Raw genomic sequence first — 14,785 nt, 5'->3', positions numbered from 1 at the left:
AAATCTATTTAAAATAAAATGGGTACAGAAATAAAACTCAAAGGTGACAAGGTCATCGAACAGATTCCTTCCATAAAAGACAAAGCGTTACGCATTAATTTAAACGAGAATATTTACGGAACTTTTGCTGAAATTGGTGCTGGACAAGAAACCGTCAGGCATTTTTTCAGATCCGGAGGTTCATCGGGAACAATTGCAAAAGCAATGTCTGCCTACGACAAAGATTTCAGTGATGCAGTTTATGGGATTGAAAGTGACGGCCGCTACGTAACCGAAGAGCGATTAAAGAAAATGCTGACTCTTGAAGGGCAAATAATCGAGGAACGATTAAGCCGAGAAAAACATCCTACAAAACTTTTCTTTAGTTACGCCAACACTGTTGCCACTATAGATTTTGCCAAACAATTTAAAGGTCACGGTTGGGTTGGAATTCGATACCAAATTGAACCAGACGAAGCTTATAACGAAATTATTCTTCATATTCGTTTTAAAGAAACTGATGCCAGACTACAACAGGAAACACTGGGGATTTTAGGGGTAAACCTTATTTACGGTGCTTTTTACAAATACAACGATCCAAAACGATTACTTCGTTACCTATACGATCACTTAGACAAAGACCAACTCGAAATTGACACTATTAACTTCTCAGGACCTCGTTTTGCTGATGTTGACAATCGATTGATGAGTTTGCAATTGGTTAAAAACGGAATGACTGATGCGGTAATGTTTAATCCTGAAGGGAAAAACGTATTACCGGCAGCTGTTTTATACAAAAAGAATCTTCTTGCTTTTAGAGGAAGTTTTCGTCCGGTTACGAATGTAAACCTTGATATGTACGAGAAATCGCTTAAGATGTTTCTTGAAGAAAATAAGGTTGAAAAAGACAATACTTTGGTCGTTTTTGAAATTACACTTTCGAATTTACGTTCTGATGGTGAAATTGATGAACGAGATTTTATGGACAGAGCTGAATTGCTTTGTTCTTTAGGTCAGACTGTAATGATCTCCAATTTCCAGGAATATTATAAAGTGGTTGAATATTTTGCTAATTATACCAAAGCAAGAATGGGATTGGCAATGGGGGTAAATAATTTAGTGGATATTTTTGATGAGAAATACTATCGTCATTTAAGTGGTGGAATTCTTGAAGCTTTCGGAAAATTATTCTATCGCGATATGAAAGTATTTTTATACCCAATGTTGGGCGAAAACGGAGAAATTATCACTTCTGAAAACTTAAAAGTTCATCCTAGAATGAAGGAATTGTACAAATTCTTTAAATTCAACGGAAAAGTGGTTGACATCGTAGATTACAACCCTAATATTTTAAATGTATTCTCCCGAGAAGTTTTAAAAATGATCAGTCAGGGGAAATCAGGCTGGGAACCAATGCTTCCGTCTGGTGTTGCCGAAATTATTAAAGAACATCATCTTTTTGGATATCATCCGGAAACTGAATTGGAACAAAATAATATATAATACAAAAAAGTCCTAAAAAGAAAGTTTTTCTTTTTGGGACTTTTTTTGTTTCAGTCTCGGTCGCAGTTTTCAGTAGAGACGCACAGCAGTGCGTCTAACACAATACGAAGACGCACTGCTGTGTCTCTACCGAAAACTGAACAAAAATCTTTATTTCAAAATTTGCGCAGCGTGTTCTTTTGTTTTTACTTTTTCAATTACCTCATCAATGATTCCGTTTTCGTTTATGACAAAGGTAGTTCTATGGATTCCGTCGTATTCTTTTCCCATGAATTTCTTTGGTCCCCAAACGCCAAATGCATTGATTACTGATTTATCTTCATCGGCTAATAATGCAAAAGGGAATTCGTATTTGTCTTTGAATTTTAGCTGTGCTTTTTGACTGTCGGCACTTATGCCTAGCAATTCGTAATTATTGGCTTTAAAACGCTCGAAATTATCTCTTAAGTCACAAGCTTCAGCTGTACAGCCTGGTGTACTTGCTTTTGGATAAAAGAAAACGACTAATTTTTTTCCAGCGTAATCTGCCAGTTTATGTGTTTTTCCGTCCTGATCAACTCCTGAGAAGTTTGGTGCTTTGTCACCGGCTTTTAATGTTGTCATATTTTTTTATTTTTATTTTGGATTCCTTTAAACTTTGAAAATTTAACCGCAAAGTTCGCAAAGTTTTTATACAAAGCTTTCTTAATTGGAGATACATTTTTAATGTAAAGTTCGCAAAGCTTTGTGCTGAAAACTGCGACTGAAAACTCATAACTTTTTTCCATGCCCCAGATTGAAGTGAAAACCCCGGAGTTGTGGTAATTTATATTTTTTGCATTGGCAAAACGACTGGAGGAAGCTCTTGCGAATGCTTAAAAATGTTATTGCCACAATGAGGAGTTGCAACAGAAAGCTGGATTAGGCACATCATGAAAATTATGCTATTTTTACGGGATTAAAAATACGGAAATGAATAAAGAAGCTCGCGTACAATTTGTTATAAATACGTTAAAAGAACTCTACCCTACTATACCTATCCCGCTTGATCATAAAGACCCCTATACGTTGTTGATTGCTGTTTTGCTTTCGGCGCAATGTACGGATGTGCGTGTGAACCAGATTACGCCTATTCTTTTTGCGAAGGCTGATAATCCGTATGATATGGTAAAAATGTCGATAGAGGAAATTAAAGAAATTATTCGCCCGTGCGGTTTGTCGCCAATGAAATCGAAAGGAATTTATGGTTTATCGCATATTCTGATTGATAAATATGACGGGAAAGTGCCTCAGAGTTTTGAAGCTCTTGAAGAATTACCTGCTGTGGGGCATAAAACGGCAAGTGTGGTGATGTCCCAGGCTTTTGGTGTGCCGGCTTTTCCGGTTGATACTCATATTCACAGGCTGATGCTAAGATGGAATCTTTCGAACGGAAAAAATGTGGTGCAGACTGAAAAAGATGCTAAAAGATTATTTCCGAGAGATTTATGGAATGATCTGCATCTTCAGATTATTTGGTATGGCCGCGAATATTCGCCTGCAAGGGGATGGAGTCTGGATAAAGATATTATTACAAGGACTGTTGGCAAAAAATCGCTGATAGAGGAAGCTATGAAAAAAGAAGAAGCTACCAAAAAGATTATTAGGTAGCTTCGTCTTTAGTTTTTTTTATTTTTTACATACTACTTTTAAGGGCATTATATTCTCCTGTCATGTTTAGCGATCTGTAGATACCGAGAAGTGATTTTGCAGCACTTTCGTTTTTTGGTTCTATATTCAGTGCCTTTTTTAGGTACGGAATTGCACTTTTTACAATATCGTCTTTTTGGGCATCTAGTTTATCATATTGCTGCATTTCGGCAGGGCTGTTTCCTAAGGAGCCCATAAGATCCTGTAATTCTTTTCTAAATTGCATTTTGACATAGGCCATGTTGATATAGCAAGTCATGCAATTTTGATTGACTTGCAATGCGTCTTCGTAATATTTTTCGGCACTACAATAATCGTTGGTTTCCATATAAGAAAACGCTAAAGAGACCAGAATTTCTTCTTGCTTTGATAGCGGATTTACATTTCTCGGTTTTTCGTAAAGTCCTTCCTGAATACTTGCTTCTCTGGCACTCATTGAAATAAAAGCTTCTTCTTGTTTTGTTTTTTTATTGGTCGCATAAAAAATAACGATTTCTCCTGTATAGTTTAGCCTTTTTAGTTCTTCAAAATACTTAATGGCAGATTTGTAATCTTTTGCTGCAAAGGCGGCTGATGCTGCATTAAACAGGTTTCGTACATCTTTTTTATCGAACAGGTAAACTTCATAACTTTTATCGGCGCTTTCTTTGAATTTTTCTGCTTTGAAATCATTGTAAGCTCCGTCTACGAGTTTGGATTTCATTTCTTTTAGAGCCAAACTTGCCTTGAAAGCATATTTGTAAATTTGAGAATCATTTTCATACAATAGTACATCCTGATAGGCTCCTACTGCCAAAGCAAAATTAGCAGCAGCATCTACATTTTTGCTTGCTAAGTCTTTGTAAACATTGCCTTTTGTAAAATAGAAATCTGATTTTACCTCAACCGGTGCATTTATTATTAGATATTCTATTTTCTTTAAAATAGCTAGTGCTTCCTGGGTTTTTCCTTTGCTGTAATAAGATTGCGCTTCTTTTATTTCTTCTTTTTGAGCGTATGCACCTATATTTATTGATAGGAGCAGTAATAAGATCTTAAAGTTCTTTTTCATTTTTCGGTTAAGTTTGGTTGTTAAAATAGCTTAAGGACACTACTTGTAATGAACAATTGCGATATTGGCTTAAAGAATAAGTTTTACTTTTTTTCAAATCAATATTCGACAAATATTCATCTCTTTTAATATTTTATAAGATATTAAAATGAACAACAAACGAAACTTGGTTAGGGTAATTTTTGGCCATAGATGATTTGGTTTTGGTTATACTTATTTTTTTGGTTATACTTCTATCTGGTTATTATTAAAAATTGAATTTTTCTACTTATTGAAAGGTTTTTAATACACAAACCTCTTCTATATAGTTATTTTATTAAATAAAAAACTGGTTTTTAACTAAAACAAAGCTAAATATAAAATAAATATTTGATATTAAGATAAAATATAGAACTTTAACAAAATGCCTGTAAAATTATTGTCAAATTTTTATCAATTCTAAGTGATATATAAATAAAGGAACTGGCTTTTAATATGCTAATTCTGGTGTAAAAATTTAGAGTGGAATTTATTCTGCAATGAATTGTGAATATATTGCGCCCCAACGGTTAAAATCGTTGGCTATGTTTCCTATTATTGAAGTTGTTTTTTTATTATCGTGTTAAAAACATAGTGCAATGTTTTTATCAAATTGAGGAGATTTTTAATTGATCTTTAATTTTTGAAAACAATTCGCTTAGTATTATAAGTAAAAAAAAAACTCACTACCTGTATTTGCATACAAATAGTGAGCTTTCAACCAAACGACCAGTTGGTTTTTCTTTCGAAATAAACATCCGACAAATGTAGTGGGCTGTTTAATTAGCTATAATTTCAAAACTTTTATCTTCAATTTTCACAATTGTTAATGCTTGTGAATAATTAAGTAAAAAAGAAACAACTTCTTTTTTAGGTTTTAAATCTTTAGAAGCTAATGCCTTTTTAGAGTAAATTTTCGCCATACTATCAAAAATGTTTTATTATAGTATAACGGACTATTACTCAAAATAGTATTAGTTGGTTAAAATAATTTGATGTTTGTCAATTATTTTTCTTAAATTCATTAGTGCATAACGCATTCTGCCCAGCGCAGTATTGATGCTAACCCCTGTAATTTCAGATATTTCTTTGAAACTCATATCCTGATACATGCGCATTACTAATACTTCTTTTTGATCTTCAGGAAGTTCTTCGATTATCTTTTTTAAGTCTACTTCGACCTGATCAAAGATCATTTTATTCTCAATTGTTAGGGAATCATCTGACATGACAGAAAAAATCGAAAACTCTTCTGTCTCTCTGTACATTGGCATTTTTTTGGTTTTACGAAAATGATCTACAATTAAATTGTGAGATATACGCATTACCCAAGGTAAAAATTTACCTTCTTCATTATAGGAATTACTTTTTAAGGTTTTAATTACCTTGATAAAAGTGTCTTGAAAAATATCGTTTGAAATATCTCTATCAGTAATCTTAGAATATATAAATCCATATATCTTAGACTCGTGTCTTTTAATTAATGTCGATAAGGCCATTTCGTTACCTTCGACATAATTTTTCACTAATAGAGCGTCTGGAATATGCAGATCAGCCATAATACTACTTTTTTTTAGTTCTGTTTTAAAATTTGGAGTAATTTTTCTAAAAAGTAGTTTTATATAATAGGCGTATCTTTTGGGTTATGATGTTATGTTAATATTCTGACCAAATTTAACAAATTATAATTTTAAAAAGCAAACAAAATGAAGAATAATTAACAATAAATCGTTAATTTTTGCAGAACAAACTTAGTTACAGGCTTTAAATGATCAAAAAAAATAAAAAACAGATCATTTTTTTAACATAAAAAATCAGACATAAACAAGTCAATACCAAATAATTAACCTATTTAAGCCTGATTAATATAAAACTTTTATGGGCATAAATCCTTATTCATAAACACGGACATAGTCGACATAAAATTTTTGAGGAAGCACATTATCATCTACTTTCGGACCTCCAAAATTTCCTCCTATGGCCAAATTTAGGATAATATAAAATGGTTTATCAAATGGCCAGGTATCTTCATTTTTTACTTCTGGATTAAATGTATAGACTAAAGTCTGATCTACAAAAAAATCGATTTTATCTTTTGTCCATTCAATTGCGTAAACATGATATCCTTCTTCGATGGTAGGAAAAGGGGTTCTTTTTGTATTAATGGTATTTCCGTGGCTGTCTTGCGTGTGCAAAGTGGTATACACCATATGCGGATCTCTTCCTATGTATTCGAGAATGTCAATTTCTCCCGTTTTAGGCCATTTTACCTCATCAATATTAGCTCCAAGCATCCAGAATGCCGGCCACAAACCATGCCCGACCGGTAATTTTGCCCTGGCTTCGATTCGACCATATTTAAACTCTTTTTTGCCTTTTGTTGTTATTTTTGTTGAGGTATATTTATTTCCTTCTTTTCTTGCTTCTATTATAAGATTTCCATCCTTGAATTCGTGATTTGTTTTGGTGTAAATCTGTCTTTCGTTATTGCCGTAACCACATAAATTTGGACATCCATCGCCAAGTTCTAAATTCCAAAAAGTTTCATTAACCTCTTTTTTATTAAAATTTTCTTCCCAGACTAATTTTCTTTTTACTTGTTGGGCAAAACTAAAACTGGTGATCATTAGTAATACAAATACTTTTTTCATACAATCATTTTAAAATTAATAAAATAAGAAGGCCAGCCTTAACTGACCTTCTCACCTCATTCTTACTAATTAATTTATAATCTATTGATATACTCTTATATAATCAACCTCCATAGAAGATTGTGTAAAAGCAGGATCAATATTACCGCCTAGATTACCTCCCATTGCAACATTCAAAATTAAGAAGAAGTCACTGTTAAAAGGTAAAGTACCATCATTAGGAACAGAATGGATCTGAACATCATCTACAAAAGTAGTTACTGATGCAGGACTCCAGACTGCTTTATAAACATGAAATTCTGTTGAGACATTTGGTATTGTTTTAGACCCCGTATTACCTTGTCCTCCTGAATGTCCGGGATAATGAAGCGTACTCAAAATAACATTTTGATTTTTGCCCACATGTTCCATAATATCTATTTCTCCGCAAGCTGGCCAGGGTTTAGTAGTATAATTTGAACCCAGCATCCAGATTGCCGGCCAGGTTCCTACGCCCGTTGGAAGCTTGGCTTTTATCTCGACTTTACCATAGGTGAATTTAAATTTACCATCCGTTTTAAGTCGGGTTGAAGAATAATTAGCACCTCCTGACGCTTCTTTTTTAGCAGTAATTTTTAAGTTTCCACCCTGAACGATTACGTTTGTTGCTGAGTTGGTATAGTTTTGCTCTTCATTATTTCCCCAACCATTGTCTCCTCTGCCCAAATCGTAATTCCACTTTGTAGCGTCAGGAGCACCGTCTGTATTAAACTCGTCAAACCAAACTAACTTTGTATAATCAGCCGGTGGCGCCTGAGTAGGTTTTGTGGTAGTAAAAATATGATACCAAGCCAAGGCAGGATTACCGCCCATAACGGCTCTTACTACCATTCTGTTGGCTGTTATCGAAATTATTTCATAAGTACTTTGTCCTATATAATAACCCATAAATCCACCGTCAGAGAAATTGATTGACGTTCCTCGTGTTTGTGTTAGATGATCCGGATTGTTCATTACAACCGATTCTGAAGGGCTAAGCGATACAATTTTTGTTCCGCTTGCATCATAAGCCAAACAAGCGTCATCAGGTGAGCTTCCTCCTGCTACACTTGCAAAAGACGCATTGAAGAATGTTGAACCACCATTATCTAATTGATATTTTACTACATCACCATCAAGAGAGAATGTTAATACATTATCATACAAACAACTACTTGCCGGTGAAGCTGCTTTTTCAAAAGGTCCTGCCATATAATAATTAGCATAATAATTTTTGGTTGCATCACCATCATTTTGCCCTACTCCCAAATGCCCTGGCTCTGAAGCCGACCAATACCATTTTTTAGAAGTTCCGCCTGTTAGGAACGTTACTGCCTCCGGATCGCTAAAATCACTTTGTACAGTAACATCAATTGAGGTGTTCGTTTCTATTCCTCCTGTTCCTGTCGCAATAACAGTTACAGTATAGGTATTAAGCCCCGGTTTGGTAAATCTTTTTTCGATTTTACCTGTTGGTGCATTTAGTGAGGTTCCGTCGCTAAATGAATATTTATATGATATAGCATCACTTGCCGTAGCGACAAGCTTTACTAATCCTGATCCATCTCCGTTTGGATCTGCATCGCTTTTACCTACAATCTCGGCCGTAATTACAAGGTTTGTGGGTGCTTGTAATTTCCCGAATTTTAAATCGTCTTCCTGACACCCTACCATAAGCAGAATCGTAAGTACGGACACGATATTTATAATTATTTTACGCATGATTACTTATATTTTAGTTGGATTGTTTAATGTCATCAAAATAGTATGTTTTACCAGTGCCGTTGTTTCCAAAATCAAAGAAAAGCACTATCCTTTGATAATTATTGGCATTCACAATTCCGTTAAAATCAAAAGTGAGTTCTTCCCAACCGTTTGCAACTGTTGTGGTGGCATCAATCTCTTTATTTATAGAGGCATCGTTTAAATTCTCTAATTTAAATTTTACAATAATTCCGGCCTGAGGTGACCAGACTTTCATTTTTAATTTTTTAAATGTTGAGAAATTAATAGCGGTTTCAAGTGCCAATGACGAACCTGCCCAAACTTCGGCACCATTGTTTTTTGTTAAAGCACTTACTGTTGATGATGTATTGATTCCTGATTTGTCAGGATTTGCCACTACGGCCGCTGCAGCACCACCAAAATTTCCGTAAGCATAAGTTAAAGTTGTTGATTCGAATGTTAACGGCAATACCAGAGATTCTGCTCCTGAGGTTAACTGAATATCATCATAGTAATAATCGACACCGGTTCCTGCATTTCCAAAATCAAAGAACAACACTACTCTTTGGTATTTATTTGCGTTATCAACAGCTGAAAAATCAAATACCAATTCCTCCCAATTATTTGCTACTGTATTGGTAACATCTACTTCGGCATTAATATCAGGATTGGCTAAATTCTCTAATTTCATTTTAACCACAATTCCCGCTTTTGGTGACCAGGCTTTTATTTTGATTTTTTTCAATGTAGCAAAATTAATTGGTTCTCCTAATTCTAAGAAAGAACCTGCCCATACCTCAGCACCTGCCGGCTTGGTTAATTTAGCGACTTTTGCACTTACATTGCTGGCATCTACACTAGGATTATTGGCTACAACTGTTGCGACACCTCCAAAAGTATTAAAGGCATAATTTAAAGTAGCCGACTCAAAATCAACCGGTAATAAAATTGGGTTCGAAATTGTAATCGATTCTGTATGTACCGTCGTTGCTTTTCCTCCGCTTAAAGCGACAACTTTTACTTCATAAGTTCCTATATTGGCATAGGTGTGTTTAATGGTTTCACCCTCCATAAAATCCACAGGAACTTCATTTATACCTTCTCCAAAATAAACCTGAAAATAGGTTTCGAAACTGGCTTTTGCACTGACAGTTGCTGATAAATTATCTCCAACTACATGCGCTAATGTTACCTGCAGATTACTTGGTGCCAAAAATGAAACAGTAACTTCTTGAGTTACTTCTGTAATTTTTCCATTTATTCCCATTGCCATAATCTTAGCCTGGTAAATACCTTCTTTGTAAGTATGCGCTACAGTTGCTCCGGCCGAAAGATAATTGGACACTGGGCTTCCATCTCCAAAATTAACCTGATATTGTGTTACGCCTTCTCCTTTAGGCAAAAAAGTTACTTTACCAGAATTATCCTGAGTAATAGTGGTGAGTGCCGATATATTTTTTGGCGCTTCGATCGAATCGACATCGACATCGCTGCCATTACTGTCATTGGAGCAACCTGTTGCGATTGCTAAAACGAACAGACTTATAATAAAATGTAATTTTTTCATAATACTATTTTTTAATATTGAGGATTTTGCTGCCAGTTGCCGTTTGCGAATTGAATTTCTTCAAGTGGAACTGGGAATATTTCATTTTTTCCTGCCTTAAAACCAGTAATTTCCTGTGCTGCTTTACCTGTGCGTACTAAATCGAAAAAGCGAATTCCTTCTCCAACAAATTCAAACCTTCTTTCTGACCAGATAAAATCAGTTAAAGCTGGTCCTGAAGCTGAGATATCATGATTTGTATCTCCAAATGCACGTCGTCTTACTTCGTTTAAATACGTTCTGGCTTTAGCATCTCCTAATCCTCCTCTACTATAAGCTTCGGCAGCCATCAATAATACATCGGCATAACGAATTGCTCTGTAATTATTAGGGTTTGTCAGGTTTTGATCACCAATATTAGAATCTCCCTGACGTGGTAAATATTTTCTGTTAAAATATCCTGTGTGTTTATATCCCGTACCATAAGTAGCATTATTGGCTGCAGCCCAGGCAACAATATCCAGAATTGCAACATCTTTACGATTATCGCCTACCTCAAATGCATTGGCAATTTTTGCAGTTGGTACATTAAAACTATATCCTGAATCAAAAAGCGGCCCTACATAATTACGTACACCGTTAAAACCTACAGCAACATTTCCTTCACTACATTGGAGACATCCAAAACCTGCTCCTTCTGCATCACTATACTGTACTTCGAATACTGATTCTTTTCCGTTTTCTCCAGCATTTTCAAAAATTGTATTGTAATCTGCTATCAATGAATATTTTCCTGATTGGATCACCTGGTCTAAAACTTTAGATGCCTCTGCAAATTTATCCTGATACAAATACACTTTTCCTAGTAATGCCTGCGCAGCTCCTTTTGTGGCTCTTCCTACTTCAGGGGCATTAGGGTTTAAATTATCGATCGCATAAAGTAAATCGGCTTCAATAGAAGCGTAAACTTCTGGAACTGAAGAACGCGGAATTTTTTTCTCGTCATCTAATTTAAACCTCTTATCTCCATTTAACGGAATGCCACCAAACCACTTTACTAACTCAAAATGGTAATATGCTCTTAAAAAATGCGCTTCGGCCAATATTTGGTTTTTACCCGGAAAATCTGTTTTATCTTTAAATTCCAGGATATAACTTGCTCTGTTGACTCCTGCAAACATCCAGTTCCAGACATCTTTTATATTACTGTTTACGGCTGTGTGTGTCATTTCGTCTACTTGCTGAAAACCAAGTACGTCACTCGCACTTTCTCCTCCGGCCGCTGTATTATCAGAAGCTATTTCGCCTAGTAAAACATTTATATAAGTAGATTGCAGCAAATCATAGGCACCAATTAAGGCATTATAATAATCTGATTCTGAATTAAAATAATTTTCTGAATCTATTGAATATACAGGTTCACGTTCTACAAAATTATCCGAACAAGAAACGCTCAAAGCTCCTAAAAGCACGATTCCTAATCCTATATTTATAATATACTTTTTCATTTTCTTCGTTTTTTAAAAATTTAGATTTAGTCCCATTGTATAAATCCTTGGCGTTGGATAAAACCCGTTATCGATTCCTGATCCTACAGACGATTGCGAAATATTATCGTCATTTGTTGGCCCTGTGATAGCAGCCGGATCAAAACCTTTGTATTTAGTAAAAGTGTACAAATTGTTTACACCTACATACAAACGTAATTTTGAAATCCCGATTTTATCCGAGAATGTTTTGTTTAATGTGTACCCCAATTGTACGTTTTGAATTCTTACGAAAGAGGCATCTTCTACGTAATAATCAGAAAAAAGGTTGTTATTAGTAGCTCCGGTTGTCACTCTTGGCACTGTGTTACTCGTACCTTCTCCGGTCCATCTTCCTAAAACATAATTGGATCTGTTTACATCTGTAAGGGTACGCTCGTAGTTTCTCACCATATCATTTCCTATCGAAGCATAAGCATAGGCCAGAAAATCAAGATTTTTGTAGTTAAGAGTAACATTTAATCCCATTATTACACTCGGAACCGGGTCTCCAATATACGCTCTGTCTTTACTGTCTATTACATTATCTCCGTTTATATCTTTAAAACGAATATCTCCCGGAGCTGTAGCTGCTCCTAAAGCTGCCTGTGATGGATGAGCTGCAATTTCGGCCTGATTCTGGAAAATTCCGTCTGTTTTATATCCGTAAAAATATCCAATAGGCAATCCTTTTTCCATTCTTGAAGGAAGAAGCGGCTGTCCAACACCAAAACCACCTGCATCTGTATAACCGGTACTATTGGCTACTTCCAAAACTTCGTTATCGATTGTAGTGATGTTATATCCGATATTAAAATTAAAATTATCAGATATCTTGTCTTTATAATTAACAGCAAACTCGAATCCTTTGTTACGTACAGAACCTGCATTCATAGTTGGCGAAGAAGCTCCAGGAGCATAAACTCCTGTTATACCTGATACCGGAATTTTTGGAATCAATAATTTATCTCGTGTATCTATAAAATAATCTGCTGTAAAATCCAGTTTATCATTGAATAATCTAAAATCAACCCCTACGTCGAACTTTTTAGCTTCTTCCCATTGTAATTTAGGGTTTGGTAATCCTCCAATTGCTGTTCCGTTTATCAGTGCTCCATTATATACATAAGTTGCTTCTCCGTTTAATAATCCGGTATAACCATTAGGGCGTATCTGGTCATTTCCTAAAACTCCGTAACTTAATCTGAATTTTAAGAAATTTAAAATGCTATTATCTTTTAAAAATGATTCTTCAGAAACTACCCATCCTGCCGTAAATGAAGGAAAGAAAGCAACTCTGTTTTCCGGGCCGAATTTAGTTGATGAATCTCTTCTGATCACTCCGCTTAAAAGATATTTTCCTTTAAAATCATATTCTAAAATACCTGCATAAGAAACTCTTCTTTCATCATAACCGTACGACGATACATCACGGCCACCAGCAGGACTTGTTCCTTTTGCCAGACTTATATCGGCATATTTCCATGAATTATTAGGAACATCATAACCTGTAGCGCCAAGTCCGGAACCCCAGGATTTATAAACTGTAGATACCAGAATTGCTTTAAGATTGTGATTTCCAAAAAGTGTCTTTTTGTATTCTGCAATAAGATCAAGCGTATAATCATTATCGTTTACAGTATTTTGAGTAACACTGCTTCGCGTAACATCAAACACTTTTCCGCCGTAGCTTACTTGCTTGGAAAAGTTTTTGCTAATGCTATTTCCGCTATTGAAACCAATACGTGATGTAAATTTAAACTCTTTGGTAATGTCATAAATAAAGCTCACGTTTCCGTTTAGTTTTCTCAACTTATAATCATTATACGTATTTTCTATCTGTGCCAATGGATTGATAATTTCCACCCCATAACCAGGTGCACTGGGAACTAAAGTATAATTTCCGTTTTGATCACGAACCGGCAAAATCGATGGCGTATTGATCGCATTAAAAAGTACTGAACCTAAACCGTTTTCGTTCAATGAATCTCTGTCGAGGTAGGTATAAATAATATTGGTTTGCAATTTTATCTTACTCGATAAATCGGCTCCTAAAGAGAGTCTTGCAGTATTTCTTTTAAAATCAGATTTTGGACCTCCAATAATACCTTGCTGACTTAAATCTGACCCGCTTAATGAATAAGTAATTTTATCTGAACCTCCGGAGATGGCTATATCATTATTAATAACCGGAGCTGAATTGAAAATTTCTTTTTGCCAATCTGTTCCTTTTCCTAATCCCGAAACATTAGGATAAGGCAATGTTTGTCCTCCATTAGCATAACTTTCGTTTAGTAGCAATGCATATTCTGTCGCATTTAACACCGACATTTTTCTACTTGTTTCCTGTGTACCAAAAGAAGAGTTGAAAGAAACTTTGGTTTTAGAATTCTTTTTACCCGTTTTTGTTGTTACCAACACAATTCCGTTAGCTCCTAATACTCCGTAAACGGCCGCCTGTGCATCTTTAAGAACCGTTATCGATTCGATATCACTTGGATTTAAAATACTCAAGTCTCCCTGATACCCATCTATAAATACCGTAGCTGCATTATTTCCGTTTGTGGCAACACCCCTAATATTGATATTCAGTGCTGCGCCCGGAGAACCCGATTGTGCCGTAACGCTTACACCTGCAACTGTTCCCTGCAGAGCTTGTTCTACCTTAAGCGGATGTAGATCTTCAATCGTTTTACTGGATACAACAGTAACTGCTCCAGTAACATCTCTCTTCTTTTTACTGCTGTATCCTAATACAACAACTTCATCAAGCGATCTGGCATCGTCAATCATTTTAACTGTTATTTTGGTTCCTGAAACCGCAATTTCCTGCGTTTTAAAACCTATATAACTTAAAACAATGATAGTTCCTTTAGGAACTCCTGATAATTTAAAAGATCCATCAAAGTCTGTGGTTGTACTTTGTGAGGAATTTTTAACTTTTACATTTACACCCGGTAGCGATAAACCTGAGCCATCTGATACTGTACCGCTTACATCAAAAGACTGCGAGAACGCATAAGATGTAAACAGTATTAGTACGGTTAGTAATAATCTAGATTTCATAATTAGTTAGTTTTTATTGAAAGATAAATTTATC

At 35.2% G+C, this 14,785-nt stretch carries 11 protein-coding genes; 2 read left to right on the top strand and 9 right to left on the bottom strand.

The window, feature by feature from the left end:
- The first annotated feature begins 18 nt into the window (after positions 1-18).
- Positions 19-1,482, top strand: coding sequence for a TonB-dependent receptor (locus tag B0M43_RS11960; protein ID WP_065447828.1), 1,464 nt, complete (start codon positions 19-21; stop codon positions 1,480-1,482).
- 150 nt (positions 1,483-1,632) lie between these two features.
- On the opposite strand, the gene bcp is transcribed toward B0M43_RS11960, so the two are convergent.
- Positions 1,633-2,085, bottom strand: a complete 453-nt coding sequence (gene bcp / locus B0M43_RS11955; RefSeq protein WP_078008179.1) for a thioredoxin-dependent thiol peroxidase — start codon at positions 2,083-2,085, stop codon at positions 1,633-1,635.
- Positions 2,086-2,433: 348 nt separating this feature from the next.
- Here bcp and nth point away from each other — a divergent pair, with 348 nt between their 5' ends.
- Positions 2,434-3,111 (top strand): endonuclease III, encoded by a 678-nt coding sequence (gene nth, locus B0M43_RS11950; RefSeq protein WP_078008180.1) that lies wholly within the window; start codon positions 2,434-2,436, stop codon positions 3,109-3,111.
- Between the two features lie 25 nt (positions 3,112-3,136).
- On the opposite strand, the gene B0M43_RS11945 is transcribed toward nth, so the two are convergent.
- The 8 genes from B0M43_RS11945 to B0M43_RS11915 all read right to left on the bottom strand — a co-directional run bounded on the left by B0M43_RS11945 (position 3,137) and on the right by B0M43_RS11915 (position 14,751).
- The gene (locus B0M43_RS11945) at positions 3,137-4,201 is read right to left on the bottom strand and encodes a hypothetical protein (protein WP_078008181.1); all 1,065 of its coding nucleotides are present in this window, start codon (positions 4,199-4,201) and stop codon (positions 3,137-3,139) included.
- A 797-nt stretch (positions 4,202-4,998) separates the two neighbouring features.
- Complete coding sequence (locus B0M43_RS24425; protein ID WP_165606639.1) at positions 4,999-5,142, bottom strand: hypothetical protein; 144 nt, start codon at positions 5,140-5,142, stop codon at positions 4,999-5,001.
- Positions 5,143-5,193: 51 nt separating this feature from the next.
- Positions 5,194-5,778, bottom strand: a complete 585-nt coding sequence (locus B0M43_RS11940; RefSeq protein ID WP_078008182.1) for an RNA polymerase sigma factor — start codon at positions 5,776-5,778, stop codon at positions 5,194-5,196.
- Positions 5,779-6,111: 333 nt separating this feature from the next.
- On the bottom strand, positions 6,112-6,870 hold the full coding sequence (locus B0M43_RS11935; RefSeq protein WP_078008183.1) for a family 16 glycosylhydrolase: 759 nt from the start codon (positions 6,868-6,870) through the stop codon (positions 6,112-6,114).
- Between the two features lie 81 nt (positions 6,871-6,951).
- Complete coding sequence (locus tag B0M43_RS11930) at positions 6,952-8,610, bottom strand: family 16 glycosylhydrolase (protein WP_065447822.1); 1,659 nt, start codon at positions 8,608-8,610, stop codon at positions 6,952-6,954.
- A 13-nt stretch (positions 8,611-8,623) separates the two neighbouring features.
- Positions 8,624-10,180 carry a PKD domain-containing protein gene (locus tag B0M43_RS11925; protein WP_078008185.1) on the bottom strand — a complete coding sequence of 519 codons (1,557 nt, stop codon included), beginning with the start codon at positions 10,178-10,180 and terminating at the stop codon, positions 8,624-8,626.
- 11 nt (positions 10,181-10,191) lie between these two features.
- Positions 10,192-11,667 carry a RagB/SusD family nutrient uptake outer membrane protein gene (locus B0M43_RS11920; RefSeq protein ID WP_078008186.1) on the bottom strand — a complete coding sequence of 492 codons (1,476 nt, stop codon included), beginning with the start codon at positions 11,665-11,667 and terminating at the stop codon, positions 10,192-10,194.
- 12 nt (positions 11,668-11,679) lie between these two features.
- Entirely contained in the window at positions 11,680-14,751 is a 3,072-nt protein-coding gene (locus B0M43_RS11915) for a TonB-dependent receptor (RefSeq protein WP_078008187.1), read from the bottom strand.
- Positions 14,752-14,785: the final 34 nt, after the last annotated feature.

The organism is Flavobacterium sp. KBS0721 (genome assembly GCF_002007065.3).
Classification (GTDB): Bacteria; Bacteroidota; Bacteroidia; order Flavobacteriales; family Flavobacteriaceae; genus Flavobacterium; species Flavobacterium piscis.
The sequence above is the reverse complement of the archived record's forward strand: the minus strand, read 5'-3'. Positions and strand labels throughout refer to the sequence as shown.